Origin of the sequence: Paraburkholderia sp. J8-2 (genome assembly GCF_905220195.1) — a bacterium.
In the GTDB taxonomy this organism is placed as follows: Bacteria; Pseudomonadota; Gammaproteobacteria; order Burkholderiales; family Burkholderiaceae; genus Paraburkholderia.
Window position 1 is genome coordinate 19,796 of sequence record NZ_CAJMZA010000006.1, and the last position, 22,495, is coordinate 42,290.

Genomic DNA, 22,495 nt, shown 5'->3' on the forward strand with positions numbered 1-22,495 from the left:
CTGCAGGGAAGGAAATGAGAGTGGACGACGCTCGGCAAGAATAGTGATTCTTGCGAAGCGGGGTTAGGGAAATGGACTCCCGCTGAAGCCCCCTATGGGGTCGTTCAGCGGGTTGTCTCAAGTTGAAGTTAAGCGAACCGCCCTCTCTCTCGAGGCGAGCGGCAGGCTTGCGTACTGCTCAGGGATAAAGGTGCTTACGCAGTGCTGCGGCCAGTTGATCGAAGGCCGCGTTGATACGCTTGCGCTCCTCTCCTTCCGGATAGGGCTTCCAGTTGGTGCCGGTAAGCGGATCGACATAAAACGCGTTGTCGGCGAAAACCGACAGGTAGTCGTTACGTCTGCCCTGCTCTGCCAACCGATCTTCGATCCACGACTGGAACGCTCGCGCGGCCATCTCGTAGATCTCGGTGAAGTACGGCTTTCCCTTCCCATCGAGCTTCACGGCTTCCGCCTTGAAGGACGACATCGTCGGGCCGGTTTGCACCTCAATTTCGCCACCGTCGGGGTTCCCGCCGTAGAAGGCAATTGCGATACGGCGCCACCCCAAGTAGTTGCTCTTGTTGCGCCCCACCGGCACCTCGCCTGGCTGAACCCGAAAGTGCTGCTCGAGGCCCTGAAGGGCCGCGCTCAGGTTGCCGGCGTTGCGGATCAGACTCGGGATTTTCCCACCCTTTCCGGGCACCACGTTCTTTGCCGCCAGCTCCGCGTCCTTTGCCGTGTAGACCAGAATACGCGTTGCCCTCTGCGTTCCCGTTGTCATCGCATAGCAAAGTGCGTGGAACGCGTCACGCAACTCGCCGGCCGGCAGCATATCGGGGCTCATCGTGGCGAACTGCACCACGCCCGGATTCCCCGTGACCACTTCGACAATCAGGTCATCAAGCGAATGGAACCATTCGTGACCCGCTGAGCCGCCGCCCCGCTCCTTCGTCACATTGATGACGCGATGAACCGTTTCGTAGTGTGCCGACGGAGCGCCACCCTTCGCGCCCGTAGCACCCTTGCCGCGTGCGCCGAACGCCATTGCCAATCGTCCACCATGCGACACAGCGCGGTCTTCGATCCCTATCAGGTCAGCGAGATCCGCAAACGCTGCCGCCGTTTGCTCGGTATGGAATTTCGCACTCGCGAAATCCCTCTGTACCCAATGACCCGACTGTACATTGCGAAGTTGGAACATCTCCTTCAGCTCCGCTGTCGAATCAGGGACGACGGTGCGACCACCCACGCGTTCGAAGTTCTCGGCGATGCGAAACTGGAACCGCACTGACTCCTTGGTGACGCGCGGCGCGCGTGTCACTTCGGCCTCCAGCCACGACCAGTCCGCGATGAGACCCGTTGTCGCTGCCGTGACGTGTCGGGCGAATGCCTCCGAGCCCTTCGTCGAGCGGTATAGCACTACCTTGATCAGGCGCTCTCCCATCAGGTTCAGTCCGCGATGAAACGGATTTTCCGCCTGATTGCGCACGAGCGCGGCAGCGTAGATCGATCTGACGTGCTTGCCGAGCGCCGTTTCAGCGTCCCTGATCTCTTCACGACGGGCTTTCGCACTGCCTTCGCGAGTTGCAATCCATTCAGCCCGGCGCTGATCTTCCAGTGCCTTCGCTTCCTTTTGCCCCTCCAGATGCTCGGTCGATACCTTCCACCCGCGGCGCTCGCGACTTTCGAGCCCCCGCTTAATCGCGCAGTGCTCCGCCGCCGCCTCATTCATCGCCTGGTAGGCTGCGTCGCTCACTTGCTCGAGTTCGCGACGCTCCTCTACGAGCGTTCGGGTCTGGGCGCGCAGGTCGCCGACCTCGATTTGCTCCTCCGCGGTCAGCTTGATGCCTTCGAGCTCTTCCCGCAATTCCGCGAGTGCGGCGACGACCTCACCGACTGTCCTGCAGGCCTCCAGTTGATCCCGAAGCGTTTGCAGCGCCACGGTGTAGTCCTGACGGGCTTGTGGTGCATCCTGATCGGGCTGTTGGGCGATTGCAGCGTACACCCGGTCGATGAGAAATCCGGCAGCCGCCTGGAGCCCGTCCACCCGCATGCCATGCCAGTCCACCACGCCGAACAGGTTCGACTTCGTGATGAGCTCCCGTGCTTCCCGCGGATTGGTTTCGAGCGCTTTCCAGTCGATCGCTCGCGCATGCACGCGAAGACCTTCCCGTTTAGCTCGGAGAATAACCTGCGAGGCCGCTTCCTCTTTGCGAGACCCGGCGATGTACCCCGTGTCAGCGTAGCGGTAGCTGGCGCTCCTGTGGTCATTGAAATCGTCGTTGCCGAGAGCCGCGACACCCTCACTTGCAGGTCTCTTGGCGCGCGCTGTGAAGTCTTTCGGCGGCTCGGCGAACACCAGCAAGAGTTGACGCGGGTCCGAAGCCGTAGCGGTGGTTGCCTGATTCATGATTTGACTCCCCATGCCCATGTGGGCGAAATGAAAGAATCAAGCAACATTTCGGGTGCTTGGCGAAGCGTGACTTCACCAAACGGCTGCAGGACAGGCCAGATCCCACGCTGACGCGTGTATAAAGGAAGTGCCGCAGAATGAAGCGCCACCGTAAGGGGTGTCGCCGCTGTGTGAGAAAAGCCCGAGAGGGCTTTGATTGAAAACGCTGATCGTGCCGATTTAACGGCTAGTCCCAGAATAGCACAGATTTCGAGCGCGTCCGTGGGTTGGAGAAGTACTCGGTGTCGCTGGCACGAAAATCGCCGACCGCCTTAAAGGCAAATGCGCGCGGCAGCGCGTTTCGAGGTGAATGTGCGCGCTGCCGGTATATTCAGTTTGAGCGTTTTTAAAAAAATCGGCGCATTGACAGAAGCGCTTTTCAATGCGCGGACGGAAAAGCCTCGCCGCGAAGCGGTCGCGGATCCGCGTTCATTCGCACTCCGCTAGCATTCCAGCGCGCCGTAGGCGTACGGCCTTCTCTACCGGCGCAAATCTCTCCGTATACTGTGACGGTCCGCAGTCAAAAAATACTGTTCCGGCGCTCCTGCGCGCCGCTGCGTAGTTTGTCTCGAATGTCGAGTTTGTTCCGTCCAGCACGATCCACTGCGTCCGGTCGGAAAGACGCAGCCGCACGCCCGTCGTGTGGTCCGCTAAGTTGGCCTCAGTTGAGTTGAGCCGCCCCGTGGTCGTGACGTGGATGCGCTCGAAGGCCACAATCGCTGCCGCCTGGATGGGCATGACGACCGGCCCGGTATCCTCGCGGTAATGCTCAAAATCCAGTAGCGCTTTGCTGGCACGGCCGAGCGGTTGCTCGCTTTTCTCGCGAAACAGTTCAAGCAGCAGGAACATAGTCGAATCGCCTCCTCTTCCAGGGTAATCGGTCAACAAAGTGCAAAGATAGCGCACCAGTGCACGAACGCAAACCGCCTGCCTGGCACACAGACGATCCAGCGCAGAGCGCCCTGGCGGAAACTCCGAAAGCGTACCAGCCAAGCACACGATGTCGCTCCCAAACCTCGCCAACCACCGGCGGTCCCGCGATGGTGTGCGCTTCCGCAACGTCCCGTGGGGCCGACTCTACGTCTGCACATCCCTCGCGGAAGCGTGCATGCGTCTCCTCGGGCGGCGCGGCCTGACGCTTGTGCCGCCAGCGAAACGCTGGTACTGTCTCGGACAGCCGTTAGATCGGCACGATTTTGACCACACAACACGATTCGTGATCCCCCGCGCGTTCCAGTGAGGCTTTAGCCTCAACCGAGCGCACTGCGCCGACTCCTTTCCAAGGCGATTTCTCGCAAAAGGAGTAAATCATGAATCAAGCAACTCAAGCTGTCGCCGTTTCCCAACTTCGTGGCATTGCTACTGGCACCCGCGTGTTCGTACAAGACGTTGAGGCCCGGCCGCCCCAAGTTCACCAGGGCAAGGTTGAAATGCTCTGGAGCGACGACACCGCAACCATCAAGTGGGATGACAACCGCCTGAACACAGAGCGTGATCGCCACCTCGTGCAGAGCGGCCGCGTGAACATCCATCACGTCAGCAAAATCAACGCGTAACAGGCAGGTACCAGTCTTCCCCTCGGAAAGACTGGTACTCGCCCTATCGTTCCCGTTGCGCCGCAAGCAACCGAGCGAGTTCAGATTTAACCCTGCCAGCCCTTTGCCCTTTGGCGCGGTCATCTCCCACTTTCTCGCAACGCAGACTTCGAAGCCCGAATTGGGCCGTCCTGCGCTTCGCTGATTCTGACATCAGCCGAGCCTTCCGCTCTCCCGTTTTTCAACGCCAAATGGCACGGAGAGTAATAATGACTTGCACCCAAAGCACGAAAGCCCTGATTGCGTCGCTCCTTTCAGCCTCGCGTATCGTTTCGCACGCGATCGCGGCGGCAGCGAGTATCGGCGATATCTACACTGATGACCACGAGAGCGCGCCTAGCGTCGCTCGAGCGCAGAATCTCGCACGCCTTTTCGCCCTCCTCTCACAGGACAGTGGGCGGGCCGCCACAGGCGCGCTATGGGTTGACGGCGCTCTTCTGGGATCTGTCGACGTACTCATCGATGGCGCAGTTGATCTGGGCGAGGGCGTGGCGGTCACAAGCGGATCAGACTACCGCCTGAAGCTTTCATCGGACGTCTTGCTCAAGCTGAAAGCCTTTGTCAGCGCAGAAGGTGATGTAAAGCTCGTCGTCGACGACCCTGATCGCTTCTACGAGGCATTGCTTGCCGCCGAGGCCAACACCGAGGATGATCCGGTGAGCGAAATCGAGTATGGTACGCGGGAGATCATCGCGACGTTCCAGTCCGAAGACTTCAATTTCCGCCCCGTAGGCGATCCCGAGCCCATCGACGTGACCTCCGCAGTTCTTGCCTGCGATCTCCGTGTCATTCATGCAATGGAGGACGACACGGATAGCACGAACGATCTCGTCACCTCCAGGGACGTCGACTTTCGCGACCGCCCTCACCGCATCACTGTAGTCGAACAGATCTGCGCGTTCTTCGAGGTAGTCGAGCTCGAAGACATCGAGCAAGCCGATCTCGACGCTGCGCGCGCGGCACATTTGGTCGCCGCGATGCAACAGGGGTAACGGCAGTCGTGGGAGCGTGCCATCTCGGTGCGCTCCCGCTTCTCGCTTTGAATCAATTGACAACGCCCCTTCCGGGTTGCTGAACCGCTGCTCGTTCAGCCAGGCATATGTCTGGCCGAGCGATGCGCTCTCTCCTTTTTAACTAGCCCACTCAATGCGGCAGATTAAGGAGAAAAATATGACCAGCAAGAACACGTCGCCGGAGTTGAGCAACATGATCGAGCCGGGTCGAACCGGGAGCGCAGAGGAAATGAGCCGCCTGATCGATCAATGTGCGTGTCGGCCCGCGGAAAGACGATATGGGCAAATGATGGCCATCGCGCGCAATCAGGAGGGGCACGATCGTACCTGCGACTATTGGTATCTTGTGCACACGTGCGGCAGATCCCATATCGCGTTCAATAAGCGCGAGAACTTTCTGGCCTGGGTCAAGGGCGTTGGACTATCGCTCAGTGGGGAACTGCCACCCCATGGCACCTACGGCGTCGTGCACATCGTCGGTGAATACAAAACGGCGATGCACCTCTCCTACGATGAGTTCTATGCACACGCCGACACCGGGGTGATTGGCCGGACCCTTTCAAATGGGCGATACACGATGTCGATCACTACACGCGACGAGGATGGACTGCGTACCGTCCACACGTTGAATTCGAATCGTCGGTTCCGGCCTGAATACGACTACCAGGAAAGTCGTGCTCTTGTAGGTTAAGGGCTAGTGGTACGGAAATCGCGATTGTTCCTGATCCCAACTTCGCCTTGCAGCATCTATCGGAAATCCCGCCCGCCGCCCGCCCTCGATAGCGAGCGGGCGGCGCCCCCTCCGTATGCATGGCGTACGGTCGCACAGAGAGTCATGTACAATCGAGCAAGCCGTTCGATCGGCACGACCAGAATGCCTCCCCAAGCGCCCCGCGCCACAACAAACCCGACAGAGTCTCGCCGAGCATGCGCTCAGCCGGACACCGGGAGTCTCCAGTGCCCTCTCCTTTTTAGATCGCCTTCATTGGCAACTGGAGAGAACCATTGAACAGCAATTTCACCTCGCTGCCCGAGCCGCTGCTCGCCGGCACACCACGCCAGACCAATATCGAGTTCGCGCTTGGAATTGGCGTAGCCGATCATCCGGGGCACCCCTCGTTGCGCAAGCTCGGAAATTTTGCGATTCCGCAGTGGCAGCGTGATCCGGTATGGGAGAAGGCGAGACAGATCGCCTTTATCGAGGGAATTTTCCTCGGTCTCGGAACCGGCCATTTCGTTGCGAGCAAGGCCGACTGGGATAACGACGGGCCGATGCCGCTCTCAGCATTGCTGATCGACGGTCAACAACGTTTGACAGCGCTAGCACGATTTCATGCCGGGGACTTTGCTGTGTTCGGCCAGATCCGCTTCCCGGATCTCCCTCTGCGCGATCGACGCCGTCGGTTCCTGCATGTCGCGTTCCCATGGATTGAAATACCGGGCGACAACGAGGCGACACTCAAGGAACTGTACCGTCGCCTGAACTTCGGTGGCGTTCCTCACACGAACTCCGATCTCGCGCGCCTAGACCCCTGGGTCGGGGATCTGCGAGGTCTCGTAACCACTCCACCCGCAGCGGGGATACGGGCGTCTCCATAGACGCTCGAGTTCCCTCCTCAGCGTCCATCTCCCGCAGCGTTACGCGCGGCGCGAGCCCCGCGCTCGACTCCTTTAACCAGCCTATAGGCAAAAAGGAGAGAACATGAATCAGAAGAAAGAGACGCTCATGGCACTGGAACCGATGCGCTTTAACCAGACCTTCGAGATCATCACCGACGAATCCGCTGCGAAGTGCGAACCCGCCGAAACCGGCTTCGACTTCGAAAACGTCGAAGACTCGTTTCGTGGGCTCGTTGACCGCCTGCGATCCGACTATCTCCACGCGGAACTAAGCGACGGGGGCAACGGCTCTATCACCGCGTACGGTGGCCGCGACATGCACGATGGTTCGTTCACGAACATCAGCCTGCACCCGGCAAACGATCGAGCGCGGCGCTGGTGGCCGAAAGCACTGGAATGCGCGGGACTCACGCGATAGCAACCGAGTGCGCCACCCCGACAGGGAGTGGCGCGCCCCAAATCAGCGACTTGGAAATGCTTTCCCGTCCACGTGACCGGAGAGCTCACGCTCACTCCTTCTCAACGCCGGTTGTCCGGCTATGGAGTGTTAATCTTGACTACAACCATCGAAGCGAAGTCCGCCGGCCTGGTCCCTGCGGACGTGAAGTGGAACCTTGAATTCGCACTCTCCCGCTTGCGCGAAGAGGAAGCCGCCCTCACCAATATCCAGCGCGCACGCGGCACAGGGTTCATCCTGTCGCTCGAGTTGCGTGATCGCTCGCCCATGATCGAAAAATCGACCAAGGTACTCGACGAGTTCCGCGAACTCGCGCCACGCAATGGTGTTTGCCCCGAGTCCTACCTCGAAAGCCTCGGTGGAGTGCCCGACTTCGGGCGCTTCGGCAAACCAGCAGCGATCGGTGTACAGGCAACGGGTGGGCTACAGCCGAGGCCGGTTGGCGCCGATCAGTGAATGCTCGCCGATTCCCATGGCCGCTCGTTGTTACCCTCCTGGCGGCCCGCATGCACGCGGTCCAATCGGGGGATTCCGTCGCATGCAGCGACAAGGAAGACAGATCCATTTATGACCACGCCCGCCGCACTCCTTGGAGTCGGCGGGCTTTTTGCGTTTCGGCAAGGAACGACCGAGATTCACGTTGTCCAAAACGAGGATGCCGCAGGCAAGATCGCATCCTTCGCGGAAGGACGGGAACGTAACTCGTGCTGGCTTGCCGCATAGCGCAATGGAGGTGAGGTAAACAGCTAGTGGCACGGCACGCTATATCCTGCATTTCCTCCACGATTACATTACGTACCCCTAACGTTAATTCTGGCTAGCGTCAGGGAAAACACGCACTAGCTCGAGAAGTGTGCGCCAACGCGCATACGCGAAGTCAGTAGTCTGCACACCATTCCCTTGACGTCTGCCATAAATATGCCAATTGGTTGCGTTCGCAATTCGCGTGGTCATTTGCCGCTTGAGATGCCTAAGAACACGCGTTGGGCGAACACTGCATTCGCACCAGAAGAGCGGAAGGTCGCCGCCTGAGAGGTTGTGAACATGCATCGCATCAGATCCGTGATGAGTTCGGCGGGCATGGCCTGGCCACGCGCCAGGCTACGCCTGGCTGTAATGGCGTGTGCGTTTTTTGGGGGTTGCGGTACCTACCTCCACGACGACGCCTTGCAGAAGAAGACCGATAACGTCGTCAGCACCTATAAGTCGGCCGACATCAAGGACGCCCTCGCGTCCTCGGTGGCCGCGCAGAATGCGCTCGCTTCAGCTACCGTGCAAAACGTGATCGCAAGCGAGAACGCCGCGCGCGATGCCCTACTTGCGCCACTTCTGCTCCAGCAGGCCGGCCGCAAAACCTCGATAGAGGTCCTGGAGCAGTACATTTCAGACCGGGTGATAGGCCTCACAGGGGCATCAGAGGTATCAGCGGCGGCCGCCTCAGACGCAACGGCGGATGTGCTGAAGAATTCAGGATATCTAAAGGTGCTCACGGCTGATCTTTTGATATTCCAGATGTACGTCGCCAGCCGTGCTGCGGAGTACAGCGCGGCGGGGGGGAAAGGATCAACGGCTTGCCCGTTTACGCCGCCAGCAGGATTGACCGGCGATATCCTTGAGATCGCTACCCAGCTTGACCTCGCCTGTCAGAATGTGGCCAGAAAGGAGAGCACCATATCGAAACTAGGCAATGGCTCTGCACGTTACCGCGGCGAGATAGCTGTAGCGGCGAGTGCTGCCGCCGTACTCGATGCACAAGCGTCTGCAGCAGAAGCCGCCGAAAAGGCGCAGGCGGACGCTTTGGACGCGAAGAAGAAGGCAGTACTGGCTGCCGCGGCTTCCGCAGCGTCTGAAGGGGCAGCGTCTGCGCCGATCGCTGCTTCCATGCCCAGCCTGACCGATGCTCTCCGCGATCTCGGCGACACGCTCACTACCGCTGATCAATTGGCTGGCGCATTTGGAATCAAGCAGCCGGGCACGGCCCTGGCAAATGTGAAATTCAGGAAGACGAGCCTCTGCGATGTCATCGCAGCGGAGGCAGGGAAGTCCTGCGCCGGTGACAAGCCGGACCCGGTAGCAAGGCAGGTTACTGCCGCAATCGGGAACATCTCGGCAGGCCTCGCGGCGCTCAACGATCCACCGGACCCTGGCGTGACCTCCGTGGCGCTCGCCTATCAGAATGCCGTGGGGAATGTCGCTGAAACCCAGATTGCCTTGATCAAGCAACAGGCGGCGCTACGCCTCGACGAACGGGACCACCTTGTGCTCGAGCTGGGGTATCTCCTGGATGCTCATTCGCGGCTTAACGATGCGCGGACAAGCAAGCCGCCTCCCAGCGCCGCGTGCCTCAATGCCGGGTTCGGGCGCGCTCTCACGGATCGCTCGGCTGGGTGCTCACCACAGTACCAGGAGGCCGTTGCCAAAGCTCTCGTGGCAGTGAACCAGAGTTTCTCGAACGGGTTGAGCGTGGCGCGTGTGGATCTCGTCAAGGCTTCGAACGTCGCTTTCAGCCAGAGGCTTCAGGGAACGCAGCAGGTCGCCAATGCACGTGCCACGGTCATCGAGATCGTGATCAATGAGATCGGCGCGTACGGTCAGGGTGGCGTGCAGCCTTCGACGATCGCAGCGTTCCTGCAGGCATTCGGCATCATCGCGATCGCCGCGAAGTGACACCTGGAGACTTCGATCATGATCCCGGCAAATCGCAAGCGTCGTCTTGGGGCGCCATACCTCATCGCCGCCTGTGTGGCGATCGCGGGTTGCGCCAGTGACCGGTTGGCAGACTCCGCGGGGGTCACGGCCAAGTACGTCTCGGCTTTCCAGGTCGACCTGACCAACCTGCAGGCCGACTTGACGAACTACCAGAAAGGACTGGCATCCATCAACGGTGAACGCGTGGCCGAGACATCTCGAGACCTTGCTACCGCCGGGCAGGCGGAAAACGTGATGGCACTCCTGGCCTGCACAACGCCCGGAGCGGTCTTTTCAACGTTGCAGAGCCAGGGAGCGGCATCCTTGTCCGCCGAGCTTACAACGGCACCCGTGCAGCCGTCGCCGGCCCAACTGCCGACCGACAAGCTTGCCGCAGTCGCAACAAGTCTGTCCGCCCTTTCGAAAAAGCCTGGCCGGAAGGAAAACCTTGAATTCCTGGTGGCCTATGGTCAGAGCGTGGGAACCAGTTTGAACGCCCCCGCCGCTTCACCGACCACCGGAGCCAGCGCCGTTGCGGCTAGCGGCGCTGCGGCTGGTGGAGCAGCATCAGGCGGAACCGCGGCGGAGCCCGCGAAACCAGGGGCGAAACCAGGAGCGAAATCATGAGCGACGTCACCACTGCTACCGACATGCAGACCGAGATCTTGAGGCAGATTACCGCCCTCAGCGACGCGGCGGATGCCATTGCGCTTAGACCAATTGACGACCCGAATGCGTTCACTGCGGTTACCGACTACGAAGAGGCTCTTCACAACCTCTACCTGTCCTACGGAGCGCCCGCGACGGTGCCACAAATGGATCCAGATTCGATCGCGGTACTTGATGGCCTCCTCACAAGTCTTGAAACGCAGATTGCCGACTCAGCCGCAACTTCGCAGATCATACTGGGCGCCGCAGAGGCCGTAGGCACATTCCGCGGGGTCGCAGTTTCTTAACCCACGCGATCTTGGAGCCGGACCGCGCAAATGGCGCGCCATCACCGCTTCACTGAGGAGAAAAGTCGTGAATATATCAACGATGCTCCCGTACCTTTTGCTTGTTCTCGCCTGCGGAGCCCTCGTCATCATCCTCGACCGTAGCTTTCCAATCCTGCGCGATGGCCCCACGCCGGACAACCCTGATCGACAGACGACGTCATACAGCCTTGCTAGAGTCCAGATGGCATTCTGGACGGTGCTGGTTGTCGGCGCCCTGTTCTGGGTGCTTGGCATCTATGCGTGGGATGCGTTCCACCTAGTGAAGGGCGGCATCCCCGAGAACTTTAAAGGCAACATCAATGGCAACCTGGCGGCGTTGCTGGGAATCAGCGGCGCGACAGGCATTGTTTCTGCGGCTGTGGATGCCCAGAAGGACTCAATGGTGCAAACCGCTGCGGCAACTTTTCGGGCTAGCGCGAGAGCCATTGTGGGCCTGAACAGGCAGATCGCGTCGACACTACCGGTCGCGGCGGGCTCCGCTGGCGGTGTCACTGGCACACTCGCGCGCCAGCAACTGCAGACGCTAAAGGAGCAACGGTCCCGGTACAGGGCGACCATGACCAAGCCCGCCGTGGTGATCGAGCGAAACAGGCGGACCGCGACACATACTCAATTTCTCAGAGACCTCCTCGTAGACGAAAACGGAAACAGCCTCCATCGCCTCCAGATGGTGCTCTTCACGTTGGTCTACGGAGCCTATTTCTTTATTCAGGTGGGCGCCACGCATGATTGCAACGTTCCTCTGAGCGAGCAGGCGTTGTACCTGATGGGCGTGTCGAGTCTCGTTTATGTCGGATTTAAGGTGCCCGGACGATCCCCAACTTCACCCGCGCCGTCGCAGAGCATTTCCGCCGCCGTTGTTGCGTACAACGCGCAACAGGCGCAAGAAGCAATTGAAAAGGCAAAGGCGCAAGCAGCGCAACAAGCGAAAGACGGGCCCGTTGAGCCGGTCGAGGATCAGCAGTAACGCCCGCGTGCACATACTCATCACTGCCGCCGCGAAATGCCGGCCCGCCAAGGGGACATCCGTCATCGACGCGTTGCGCGCAGAACTCCCTATGAGAAAGTTGCTCTCGGCTCTCGCAGGCAATAGGTCCTCAGGTGCCCGCCGAGTGAACCGGCGATCGAGCGTCGCGAGGATTGTCTTGTGCGTTCACTTTGTGTGGCACTCCGAACGTGGCGCAGGCCACCATCCATCAAGATGATTATTTTGCCCTCCACGTCGGCTCAAGGCGCTCTTCGCGACGCACCGTTTCTTGCTTGCGCGACAATGAAGCAGGTGCCGCTCCGAGCGGTCCGGTCTTCAGAGTCTGCGCCTTGGTTTCGGGCTTGCGCGCAACCGATGCCGCCACAGGCTCGACGGTCGGAACTGGCTTGCAACGCACGTCTCCAGTAGCTCGCCGCTCCCCACTCGCTTGTGAGACCCGGGAATCCGTGTTGAATTCCGTCTCGTGGTCTGATCGCAGTTCTAGCGTGACCGTATCGATACGTGCGAGCTTGTACGGTACATCAGGTGTGACCGAAGAAGCCACAATCCAGTCGCGCATATATGCGGCCTCGCGTAGATAGTGCACGCGCTCGTCGTAGTCATGGATCGTGTCGGCATGACGTGAACAGCGCCAGCGAAAATCACGGATGGCCCGCTTCGCCTTCGCACCCGGAGTGCTGTTGTAGACAATCAGGAGGATCAGGGCGATAGAGAAAACAACGGTGTAAATCATCGTTAGTTGTCCTGCAGTAGAAGCTCTGAAGAATCTTTGGATGGTAAAAAATGGTCGGATTTGAGCGGAATTCGCGCGAACCCAAACGAAAGCAACCTTGCCTTCGATGGGAGTTCAAAAGGGAACCGAGGATCAGGTTGACATTTCAACTATAAATGTGAATGTAAGGAAATCGTATGCGGCGGTTTGTCGCCAGCGACCGCTAAAAATCATACTGATCCATTCGAGGATAACGTGTTCCGACCAGCGGCTCCGAGGCTCTCAGCAACACCAGGGCGTCAATGCGGCACATGCGATTCTTCGCCCCCCTCCGCAAAAGCCTAGCGCCGCCCGTCTGCTGTAGTCCGCATTGCTTTGGCGCGAGTCACCCGCATTTGTCGGCACAGTTATCGCCAAAACACAACGCTCTTGATATGCGCCTCAAGGGTCCCGATGGCTTGAACCGCCACGGAAACGTCCACATCGATACGCTCGTCATAGCGCGCCGCGACTTCGTCGAGCACAAGGAGGACCGCCTCCTGCACTTCGGTGTAAGCCGCCTGCGCTGCGTCCCACCAGGCCGGGGCGTCTGCACGAATGACGCTCCTCATCGCCGCGTTCCACTTCCTGTCCACCAGGTCCACGCGCCTGCGCAAGGTTAGGAAGATCGTGGCGGGCGGAACAGTCGTATCAGAAAGAGATCGCAATGTGTCCCTCAGGCCGTGGAGCTCGCTTAGAACAGCAACTAACTCGTCGGCGATCTCGTCAACAGCGGGCCCGTTTCGGCTAACTGTCGCCTCTCGCCGCCCGGCGAATGAAATCCAATCCTGGGAGGCGTCACGGTCGGCTTTTGCATCGCCGCGTACGTAACGACGCTTGAGACGCACCATCGCTAGCGAGACGGCGAGGCCCAACGTGGGAAGGACGACCACTGCCGGATCGCCTTGAATGAAGGTGAGGAAGGCGTTCATGCCGCCGCCAGCTTGCAAATCACGAGCACGACGGCGATCACGTAGTAAAGCACGCTCTGGGTTCCGGCCGGACCGAGCCGCTCACCGAGGCTCCATTCGGGCCACCAGGTCGGATACGTCCCCTTTATCGAAAATGAAAGGACCACGACCCACAGAAGAGCGCCGAGGAGAAACCAGGCGCCGGCCACAACCAGTACGCAGGCGTTCCAGTTGTAAAGCCTGGCGGCGAGAAGCGCCTCGCGGGTGGTTCCCGGCTCAGGTCGGCTGTCGATCGGAAAGCAGGGGAGCAGTAGCGCCAGTCCGGCCGACGCCAGCGACGGCGGGAAGAATCGCAGATCGGGCTCACCCGCCATGGTTCGCAGACTCGCCTCATAGGCGCCCAGCAGGCACGGAAGTGCGAATCCCAAGGCGATTGACACAATGTTCCAGACTTTCCGAAGGTCGACCATATTGTTCATTCCCTGGCGTCGGCGCACGGCAACTCCCGCATTATAGGGAGCGTTGCGCGTCGCTGCGCGACCGGGAACGTCCCTCGTGCCGCCTGCATCTGCCGAGACTGAGCGGTGGAATCGCTCCATAATGACTGCATGTTTCGCGCACGTGCGCCGGTCATACGCACATCACTTATGCCGGCCAGTAAGGAGACGGTCATGCGCTCGATAGCATCCCTCGCACTCAGCTTCGGCCTGGTTCAAATCCCCGTAAAGCTTTACTCGGCCACCGAAACCTCATCCGACGTCAAATTTAATCTTCTGGCGCCCGACGGATCACGAGTCGAGCAGCAATACGTATCAAAATCGACAGGTGAGAGGGTCGAGCGCGCAGACATGGTTAAAGGATACGAATTCTCGCAAGGGCAGTTCGTAACCTTCGACCGTGACGAACTCAAAGCGATCGAAGAAAGCCCGAGTCACCTTGTAGAGATCCTCGGGTTCGTGCCGGACAAATCCGTCGATCCGATCTTCTACGACAAAGCGTACTTCGTGGCGCCCGACAAGCGCGGTGCGAAGCCCTACTCACTGCTGCAGGACGCCTTGCGCGAAACCCAGCACTGCGCGCTCGCAAGATGGAACAGCAAGGGAAAGACGCACATCGTTCAGATCCGTGCGGTCGAGGACGGGCTGGTTTTCCAGCAGCTACTCTGGGCTGATGAAGTCCGATCGCTTGGCGACCTGCACATCGAACATGTGGCAGTGACGCAGGCCGAACTGGACCTTGCAAAAAAGATCATCGAGCAGGGCGAGCTCGACACCTACGACCCCAAGCAGTACGTCGATACGGAGAAGCGGCGGGTCCTCGCAGCTATCGATGCAAAGGTCGCCGGTAAGCAGATCGTAGCCCCGCCCGAAGAGACGGTAGCGGCTGGAGGGGAGGTCATCGACCTCATGGAAGCTTTGCGTGCGAGCCTGACACGCGGGAAGGCGAAGGACCCGGGATCTACGCAGGACGCACCGCTGACAAACGCGGCTGAAGTTGCCCCCATACCGGTGAAGCCTAAGCGATCTGTAAAGCGGGCGGAGGCCGCGCCTGACGCTGCGCCAGCGAAGCGGGCGCGCCGGTGAATCGACACCAGCACGCGCAGGGGTACTCGCTGCGCGACCTGCAGTCCCTCCTTGGCGTTTCGCGCAGGGTGTTGACCGGACTCATTGACGCAGGCTTCGTGAGCCCCGTGCGCGGGCCGCGCAATGAGATGCGCTTTAGCTTCCGGGAAGTCTCACTACTGCGAACGGCCTTCGAACTGCAATCGGCCGGCATTCCGAGCCGCCGGATTCTCGACGCGCTCAACCGAATCCGCTACACGGACCCTGAGGGAACCCCACTGACGAGCATGCGCATCGTCGCCGTCGGCGGTGCGGTGGCCGTGCGGGAGGGGAACGCGCTGTGGGATGCATCCTCCGACCAGCAACTGTTCGATTTCACCGATCCGCCCCAGTCAAGCACCATCGCCTCAATGCAAAGCGCGCCTACGAGCGTCAATTCGCGCCGGCGGCAAGCCGCCGACTGGTACGCGCTCGCCGAGGAACTGCAGGACACCGACGGCGTCGGCGCCGAAGACGCGTATCGGAAGGCGCTCGAAGTTGCGCCGGAGCCCCATTACATGGCATACGCGAACCTCGGCGCGTTAATCTCGCGCGACCACGCGCGCAGCGCGGATGCACTGGCAGTCTTCGACAAGGCGCTGACGCACTTCAACGGTGCCGAATTGCTCCACTACAACCGGGCCGTGCTCCTTGAGCTTCTGAATCGAGTCGATGACGCCGCAGCGAGCTATCTAAAGTGCCTCGAGATCAACGCCCGTAACGAGGATGCGATTTGCGCACACGCCTCCATTCTCGAAGACAAGGGTCGGCTCGATGACGCGGCGAAGGCGTATATCGATTGCCTTAAGATCAACCCTGGTCACGACGAGGCACTGCAGCGGCTGCGATCGCTGATGGACAAGCTCGAAGATGATACGCAAGCCGTTATCCGTCACCTGAGCGCCTGGCGTCGCATCAATATCCGTGCCTGCCCATGAGACATCCGAAGGCGAATCCGCCGATCGAGCCCTCGACGATGCCAGAGCGCATCGAGCCGCAGCTCGCAAGCGCGGCAAAGCAAGCCCCTGAGCGTGGAGCGTGGGTCTATGAGATCAAATTTGACGGTTTTCGGATGCTCGCGCGTATCGACGCCCGTGATGTGCGTCTCATCACCCGCGGCGGCCACGATTGGACGCAGAAGCTACGCCACCTGCAGAAGGAACTGGACAGGCTGCCGGTGAAGCAGGCGTGGCTCGACAGCGAAATCGCTGTGCTGAGCGAGACTGGGCGCCCGGACTTCAATGCCCTCCAGAACGCGTTTGACCGCAAGCGCACCGTCAGCATCGTCATGTTCGTCTTTGATTTGATGTGGCTCGATGGTGTCGACCTTCGGCCCCTGCCGCTTGCGGAGCGCCGCAGGAAGCTCGAGCACGTCATGCGTGACGTCGACAGCGAGCACTTGCGCGTCTCTCAGGCGTTTCCCAATGACCTTCCATCGCTTCTCGCTGCGGCGCGCACCCTCAAGCTCGAAGGTTTAATGGGCAAGCGTGCGGACGCGCCCTATCGGTCGGGCCGCACCGCGACGTGGCTGAAGTTCAAGTGTGGGCAGCGCCAGGAATTCGTGATTGGCGGTTTTATTCGGGGCGACGGAACTACCGGACGCATCGCTTTTCTGCTGCTGGGCCTTTTTGATATAGACGGAGATCTACGTTACGTTGGGCGCGTGCAGCCGACCATTAAGGGGCGAGGTACTGACCTCTTCCTCGCTCGCGCGCGTGAGCTCACCCAGTATGGATCGCCATTCCAGGGTCGGCCGCGGGATGCACACTCCGTCATCTGGCTGCGCCCGGAACTCGTTTGCGAGGTCTCGTTTGTAGAATGGACCAAAGCGGGCAAGTTGCGTCATCCAATATTTGAGGGCATGCGAACCGATAAGAATGCCCGTGATGTTACCGCGGAGGTAGCGATAGACCCCGAAGCTACCGAGCCGACCATCGCCGCGCGCGGGGCGGCTATCGCTGCAGGTGTGCGCATCTCCAACCCTGGGCGTGTCGTCGATGTGAGCTCCGGCCATACGAAGCTGGAGGTCGCTCGCTACTACGAGGCAATCGCCGAGTGGATGCTCCCGCATATCCACAACCGCCCGCTTTCAATCGTACGCGCGCCCGAGGGTATCGGAGGCAAGATGTTTTTCCAGAAGCACGCCGAACGCGCTCCGATCCCGGGTGTTGAAGAACTGCGCGCTGGGACGTACCCAGATCAAGCGCCCCTGATGCTGGCGAACACCTCGCGCGCGCTAGTCGGACTAGCGCAGATGGGCGTCATCGAGTTGCACTCGTGGAACGCGAGCGCGCCCGACCTCGAACACCCCGATCGCGTCATCTTCGACCTGGACCCGGATCCTGCATTGCCTTGGTCAAGAATGCTCGAGGCCGCGCAGATGATGAAAGTTGTCCTCGACGAGTTGACGCTACGCTCGTTCGTCAAGACGAGCGGCGGCAAGGGACTACATATCGTGGTCCCCCTGACTGGTAAGCTGGGGTGGTCAGAGGTGAAGGCATTTTCAAAGGCACTCGCGCGGCACGTCGCGCACGTCGTTCCAGATCGCTTCTCGGCCGTCTCCGGACCGCGCAATCGCGTCGGACGAATCTTTATCGACTATCTGCGCAACGCCAGGGGCGCAACATCTGCTGCTGAGTTTTCGGTGCGTGCGCGCCCTGGCATGGGTGTATCGATGCCGGTGTCATGGGAGGAACTGGACGCCGTTACCGGCGGCGCGCAATGGTCAATGCAATCAGCTGTCGTCCGGCAGCGCCGCCTTGGATTCGACGCGTGGGCAGGATACCCAGAGGTAAGTCAAACGATAACGCTCGAGATGCTCGATGCGCTTGACCTACCGTAGCAAAATCCCGACACGCCATGCACTCGACCGTTGGGCTAAAACGCTTCGTAGGTGCCTAATTCCAGGTCTAGGAGTATGTGCGAAGGCCGCATACAAGCGTGGCCCGAGATTTGGGCGCAGGCGTGAAAGCGCAAAGAACCTGTAGCTTCGTACCGCACAGCGGCCGCAAAATGGCACGCGTTGGCAGCCGTTTATGCTCGAGGAGAATGGCAGGTGCAGGCAGAGAGACCGCCATCGGACGTCGTCGGCATCCTGCGCGCGGCACCCGTCACACGCTGCGTACTCCCCGTAGCTCGTTGAATTCGTTGTGAGGCGATTGTAGTCTTGAGATTCCCGCTGCCGCCCGTGGGCGCGCCAACATAGGCCATGCCCCTTGCGAATGCCTGGCCCATCACTTGGTCAGCCCGGTCAGTGCCGCGGCGATGAACGAACCGAGCACCCATCCTGCGAGTTTATGGACGTACAGGTAATACCGGGCGCGAGACTTCACATCGAGTTTGTAGTGCTCTTCCCGCAGTTTGACGAGCGGCAGGAACATGTCGAAGCTGTAGGCAAGGCCGATGGGCACCTTGCTGTAATAGGCGTCCTCCATGTGTTTGAAGACTATCGTGCCGACAGTGACGAAAAACGCGGCCCAGAGAATTGACAGGTACAGCCGGTAACCGTACCCAACCAGCGCCCAGGAAAGCCACAGATAGGCGCAAGGTAACACGAAGTCGTATGCGTTGGGTTTCAGCAGACCGATGCAGGTCTCGGTCTTTTGCCTGTTCTTTCCTGCAAATCCAACCGCCGCGGCAGCTTCGGTTTCTCCTGATTTTTCCAAGAAATCTGCTACTACGCGATAGGCGTAGGCGTCGTAACTAAATATCGATGCCCGCTCAAGCCAGGAAGGAAACCATTTTTTTGCGGTTAGGCCTATCGGTATCATGGTCAAGCTCGAGTCCATTACCCGAAAAGCATTGAATGAAAAACCAGACAGGATGATTACATCAGGCCATGCTTCCTCATCGTAGGCGGTGCGAATTTCGTCTATATGCGTGCCGGCGAGGTTCAGAAATGAACCGTCATTCTGTTCCGTGGGTGGAGAGACTGCGGGAATAGGGTGGCGACGGGGTTGCATATCGAGTTCATGTATGCGACTACTCGATGCGTCGAAGTTGGTGAAGTCCAACTCGGAAAAATTCAACGAACCGCCAATATCGGTGTTTGACATAGACACTTCGCGGGCGCTTCCGGTCAGCGTCACGTCACCCTGCACTTTAAGCTTGCTTGCAACAAGCTTATCGGCGTTAAGGCCGAAGAGTTTCATGCCTTCGAAGCTACCAGACTCCAAAATAATTACGGACCCTTCCGGCTTTAAGTTGCCAATATCTAGCTCATGAGCGGACATAAACGAGAAATCATAAACAGGCGGCGAGCTGGATAAGAATACGTCGTCCACCTCCAGCCAAGTAGTTCGGCTACCCGAAAAATTAGGGATCCCGGTAAATTGTCCGGAAATGAAGCTAAGCTTGTCTAGCTTGGCCTGGTAAAACGAAGTGGAATTTTCAAACGAAAAGCAGATGAACCGAATGTCTCCTCCGATGGCCTGCTGTGAGAGGTCAAGGTCGCCGATTATCCGCACATCTCTCAGCACTAGTCCCGTTTCGGCCACTCGCTCACGATATGGGCTTTTAGTCAGCAGCGTAAACACAAAAGCGGCCGAGATGATTGAAGGCGAGCCGCTGCAAGAGTGCCTCCAGTCCATTCCTGAAAAGGATTGCATTGCGCCGCCTATTTGTGTTGTCCCTGCGTAGAAGCGCGGACCACGCCCGGGACCATCAAAACAGCGCGCGTACGTGTCACCGTGAGCGGTAAGATAGGCAAGCTCTGGAGGACTTGTAATTCTATCTCCCAGACGGAAGAATTCACCTGGCCGCGCCAGTTCGCGAAGTGGTGGCCTTCGAGGGGGCATCAAGGCTTCGCGGAAGCCTCGTAGTTCGCTGCACCACCGTGCGTAGGTTTGGATCGGACGGCAACCCGAAGCCCAGACATTGCGCTCGGTCACGCTCCAATCCGGTTCGTGGTGCAGGCAGATGTCCTGCGCATTAGACTCGGCGGAATGCACCAGATTGAACTGGCCGCTCCCGAAGAGCGCGACCATGACTAGGAGCACGCAAAGCCGGAACAGGCACATCTGGGCCTCCCGCATCGACGCAGTGTCAGCCCCGTACGATAACCTAGTGAGACACGCGCCGCCACGCGGGCCATTGCGCGCGAAAACCAACGGGTTTCCTAACGTCCGTGGGCCGCCCATGGGTCCCCGAGATATACGGAGTACGTGCCCGCCAGTTCCGGCGTCATCCGTCCGCGGCAGCACTATACCGTCCGATTGCCGCTCGCCCGGTCACGCAGTCATGACCTTCAGGCGCCCCCAGACGGAGTGTTCGATGTCCCGACGTCATACCCTGCCGGCCGCCTCGCGCGGCCTCTGCCGCGCGGCCCGCCAGCGTGGCATCCCCATCCTGCTGCAGATGGTCGCCGTCATCCTGGCCGTCGCCGTGACCGAGTTCGTTGCGCAGTCGGATACGACCGGCCTTTGGTCGGCACCGACGGCGTGACGCTGCCGCCGGCACCGAAGTTAATGACGGGCGCAGGGGTCTACACCAACGACGCCACGAGCGCGCGACTGACCATCACGGGCGCATTCGAGCGCCTGAACCCGATACGACAGCGTTGAAAAAGCTCTGGCGAAAAGCCTGAAGTACTGCCACCCGGTAATGGTGGCGAAAAAGATTGGAGACTTCACGCCAGGCGAATAGCAAATTCAATACGCATTTTCTTTCTGACGAAAATCGTCGCCCCTGGTGATTTCTTCGCACTTATCCTAAAGTCATCAAGTAGTGTAGGCGTGCTGCACGGCCTATAACGCTTTACAGAATCCGTAACTAGCGAGCGTCTTCAACCGGCTTGACGCGCGGTTAGACCTCAGTCGCCGACGTGCAAAGCGGAGAATCTCCCATGCTTAGCGATATCGAGCACGCATGTATCATGAATCATTTGCGAGATCTGCTGGGGAGTGCCAACATTGCGTATGGCTATTTTGAGAGCACTCCAGACGAGATATTCTACGCACCCGCATATAAATCGTGGCCGCCGATCATAAATCTGATTCAGGGTGTATGCGATCGTAAACTTTCGCCAAAAAACTTTGTCGTCTGCAATAGTACGCTGAAATCCCCTGCAACCATGATGTGCTTAGGAATGCTTGAGTATTTCTACGCCATCAACCAGTTTAAAAACACCCCGGTCTCGCTCAGATCACTCGAGGAAGATGAAATCTATGACGTTGAGGACCCGGACCGCGATGGTGCAGTGAAGGCAGCTTATAAACGTGCACAAACCGTGCGCTTCACAGCGATTGACCCTAAGCTTGTGCTCGATAGGCCCTACCTAGCGGGTTGTGCGAACCCGAAAACCGGGGAAATTCCTGTCGTCGACGTCATTTCAGGCAACGCTACGCATGTTCATCGCCTCTATATGGCTGCGGCATACCGAAGAGCGGGGTTTCGTGGAGCCATGCTCGGACACACGAGCCAAGGCGCCGGCATGATCAAAGACCACGGACACAGTATCGCTGCCCTGTTGGTCAGTTCGCAAGGTCGAGTGCTCGCAATAGCTGAAAACATGAAAGCGAAGAACGAGACCTATCATGCCGAGGTAAATCTCGTTCAGGCATACATGTCAAAGTTCGATTCGTTTGCGCAAGGACGTGAGGGTGTGGTTGCCATATACACAACATTAAAGCCATGCAAAATGTGCGCAGCAATGATCGCGCATGCATTCCCTTATTGCAAGGTAATCTTTGCGCAAGATGATCCTGGCACTCACGCACAGCACCTGGATAAACCGACGCTCGGAATGCATCAGCTCTCGCAGATGGGGCCCACCATCAAGTCGTTGCAGATGTATGACTGGGGGACCGGTCAAAAGACGGGGGAAATAGCACAGGCGCTCGACAGTACATGGCAGACGCACAAGGCAACGAGCAAATACCAAGGTATGACGAATGCTCTCGACACGACGAAGTCTGGCAATCAAATGCTCGCCGCGTCATATTCGATCGATAGAAAGCTCAAGCGATATGAACAAGGGAAGAATGTCAAACACCCTGAGGTTCTCAGGGTGCTCCAGCATCTTCAACCTATGCTTGAGCGTCTCTGAGTATCCCAGCCGTTCGTGCGAACCGCGTACGCCGCCTTCCGCATCCGCGCCCGCCCCTCAATGAGCATTCCGGCACAGACGTTTTTCCGGTGCCATCCTCCCGAGTGCCGATATGGTGATCGCCTCCCTGCATGCGCCCTAAGGCGAATAAGCCTGGGCCGCCTCCGCCTCACCGCAACATCATCCACAGAGCACGCTGACGTGCGTACTTCCAACGGTTGCGAGCGCTAAGCCTTCGAGCTGGTAGATGTCTGAGGCGTACTATAGAAGATCTCTCGATTGCCCCCTCCCGCAGTCGACGGGCGGGCAGCGGGTCTCGCGTAACCCCTGGGTGTTGCGCGCAGGGTTCCGCCAGCAATGCGCCAGTTTGCCCGGTCAGGCGGCGTCACCGTGGCGA

At 59.3% G+C, this 22,495-nt stretch carries 21 protein-coding genes; 15 read left to right on the forward strand and 6 right to left on the reverse strand.

What is annotated here, in order from left to right:
* Window positions 1-178: 178 nt before the first annotated feature.
* Entirely contained in the window at window positions 179-2,389 is a 2,211-nt protein-coding gene (locus U5A52_RS15370; RefSeq protein ID WP_321935188.1) for an LPD1 domain-containing protein, read from the reverse strand.
* A gap of 471 nt (window positions 2,390-2,860) precedes the next feature.
* Complete coding sequence (locus tag U5A52_RS15375; RefSeq protein ID WP_321935189.1) at window positions 2,861-3,280, reverse strand: hypothetical protein; 420 nt, start codon at window positions 3,278-3,280, stop codon at window positions 2,861-2,863.
* A 461-nt stretch (window positions 3,281-3,741) separates the two neighbouring features.
* Here U5A52_RS15375 and U5A52_RS15380 point away from each other — a divergent pair, with 461 nt between their 5' ends.
* The 10 genes from U5A52_RS15380 (at window position 3,742) to U5A52_RS15425 (ending at window position 11,769) form a co-directional block, all read left to right on the forward strand.
* The gene (locus tag U5A52_RS15380; RefSeq protein WP_321935190.1) at window positions 3,742-3,987 is read left to right on the forward strand and encodes a hypothetical protein; all 246 of its coding nucleotides are present in this window, start codon (window positions 3,742-3,744) and stop codon (window positions 3,985-3,987) included.
* Window positions 3,988-4,235: 248 nt separating this feature from the next.
* Entirely contained in the window at window positions 4,236-5,018 is a 783-nt protein-coding gene (locus tag U5A52_RS15385; RefSeq protein WP_321935191.1) for a hypothetical protein, read from the forward strand.
* Window positions 5,019-5,196: 178 nt separating this feature from the next.
* Complete coding sequence (locus tag U5A52_RS15390; RefSeq protein WP_321935192.1) at window positions 5,197-5,730, forward strand: hypothetical protein; 534 nt, start codon at window positions 5,197-5,199, stop codon at window positions 5,728-5,730.
* Between the two features lie 314 nt (window positions 5,731-6,044).
* On the forward strand, window positions 6,045-6,638 hold the full coding sequence (locus U5A52_RS15395; RefSeq protein WP_321935193.1) for a DUF262 domain-containing protein: 594 nt from the start codon (window positions 6,045-6,047) through the stop codon (window positions 6,636-6,638).
* A gap of 103 nt (window positions 6,639-6,741) precedes the next feature.
* Window positions 6,742-7,077, forward strand: coding sequence for a hypothetical protein (locus U5A52_RS15400; RefSeq protein WP_321935194.1), 336 nt, complete (start codon window positions 6,742-6,744; stop codon window positions 7,075-7,077).
* A gap of 135 nt (window positions 7,078-7,212) precedes the next feature.
* Window positions 7,213-7,572 (forward strand): hypothetical protein, encoded by a 360-nt coding sequence (locus tag U5A52_RS15405; RefSeq protein ID WP_321935195.1) that lies wholly within the window; start codon window positions 7,213-7,215, stop codon window positions 7,570-7,572.
* 711 nt (window positions 7,573-8,283) lie between these two features.
* Window positions 8,284-9,783, forward strand: a complete 1,500-nt coding sequence (locus U5A52_RS15410; RefSeq protein WP_321935196.1) for a hypothetical protein — start codon at window positions 8,284-8,286, stop codon at window positions 9,781-9,783.
* Between the two features lie 18 nt (window positions 9,784-9,801).
* Window positions 9,802-10,431, forward strand: coding sequence for a hypothetical protein (locus U5A52_RS15415; protein WP_321935197.1), 630 nt, complete (start codon window positions 9,802-9,804; stop codon window positions 10,429-10,431).
* Window positions 10,428-10,760 (forward strand): hypothetical protein, encoded by a 333-nt coding sequence (locus U5A52_RS15420; protein ID WP_321935198.1) that lies wholly within the window; start codon window positions 10,428-10,430, stop codon window positions 10,758-10,760. The genes U5A52_RS15415 and U5A52_RS15420 overlap by 4 nt, the downstream gene beginning before the upstream one ends.
* A gap of 67 nt (window positions 10,761-10,827) precedes the next feature.
* The gene (locus tag U5A52_RS15425) at window positions 10,828-11,769 is read left to right on the forward strand and encodes a hypothetical protein (protein ID WP_321935199.1); all 942 of its coding nucleotides are present in this window, start codon (window positions 10,828-10,830) and stop codon (window positions 11,767-11,769) included.
* 238 nt (window positions 11,770-12,007) lie between these two features.
* Here U5A52_RS15425 and U5A52_RS15430 read toward each other — a convergent pair whose 3' ends face one another.
* The 3 genes from U5A52_RS15430 to U5A52_RS15440 all read right to left on the reverse strand — a co-directional run bounded on the left by U5A52_RS15430 (window position 12,008) and on the right by U5A52_RS15440 (window position 13,931).
* Window positions 12,008-12,523: a hypothetical protein gene (locus tag U5A52_RS15430; protein ID WP_321935200.1), complete on the reverse strand. Its 516-nt coding sequence runs from the start codon at window positions 12,521-12,523 to the stop codon at window positions 12,008-12,010.
* Between the two features lie 386 nt (window positions 12,524-12,909).
* Window positions 12,910-13,473 carry a hypothetical protein gene (locus U5A52_RS15435; protein ID WP_321935201.1) on the reverse strand — a complete coding sequence of 188 codons (564 nt, stop codon included), beginning with the start codon at window positions 13,471-13,473 and terminating at the stop codon, window positions 12,910-12,912.
* Complete coding sequence (locus U5A52_RS15440; RefSeq protein ID WP_321935202.1) at window positions 13,470-13,931, reverse strand: hypothetical protein; 462 nt, start codon at window positions 13,929-13,931, stop codon at window positions 13,470-13,472. Before U5A52_RS15440 ends, U5A52_RS15435 begins: the two co-directional genes overlap by 4 nt.
* Before the next feature lie 192 nt (window positions 13,932-14,123).
* On the opposite strand from U5A52_RS15440, the gene U5A52_RS15445 reads away from it, so the two are divergent.
* Genes U5A52_RS15445 through ligD form a run of 3 tightly spaced genes read left to right on the forward strand, consistent with a single transcriptional unit; the run spans window position 14,124 to window position 17,895 of the window.
* The gene (locus tag U5A52_RS15445) at window positions 14,124-15,035 is read left to right on the forward strand and encodes a Ku protein (protein WP_321935203.1); all 912 of its coding nucleotides are present in this window, start codon (window positions 14,124-14,126) and stop codon (window positions 15,033-15,035) included.
* A complete protein-coding gene (locus U5A52_RS15450; protein WP_321935204.1) occupies window positions 15,032-15,991 on the forward strand; it encodes a MerR family transcriptional regulator in 960 nt (319 codons plus the stop codon). The genes U5A52_RS15445 and U5A52_RS15450 overlap by 4 nt, the downstream gene beginning before the upstream one ends.
* Window positions 15,988-17,895, forward strand: a complete 1,908-nt coding sequence (gene ligD / locus U5A52_RS15455; RefSeq protein ID WP_321935205.1) for a DNA ligase D — start codon at window positions 15,988-15,990, stop codon at window positions 17,893-17,895. The genes U5A52_RS15450 and ligD overlap by 4 nt, the downstream gene beginning before the upstream one ends.
* A gap of 391 nt (window positions 17,896-18,286) precedes the next feature.
* On the opposite strand, the gene U5A52_RS15460 is transcribed toward ligD, so the two are convergent.
* Window positions 18,287-20,038 (reverse strand): hypothetical protein, encoded by a 1,752-nt coding sequence (locus tag U5A52_RS15460; RefSeq protein ID WP_321935206.1) that lies wholly within the window; start codon window positions 20,036-20,038, stop codon window positions 18,287-18,289.
* 286 nt (window positions 20,039-20,324) lie between these two features.
* On the opposite strand from U5A52_RS15460, the gene U5A52_RS15465 reads away from it, so the two are divergent.
* Entirely contained in the window at window positions 20,325-20,495 is a 171-nt protein-coding gene (locus tag U5A52_RS15465; protein ID WP_321935207.1) for a hypothetical protein, read from the forward strand.
* Between the two features lie 400 nt (window positions 20,496-20,895).
* Entirely contained in the window at window positions 20,896-22,098 is a 1,203-nt protein-coding gene (locus U5A52_RS15470; protein ID WP_321935208.1) for a Bd3614 family nucleic acid deaminase, read from the forward strand.
* Window positions 22,099-22,495 lie beyond the last annotated feature (397 nt).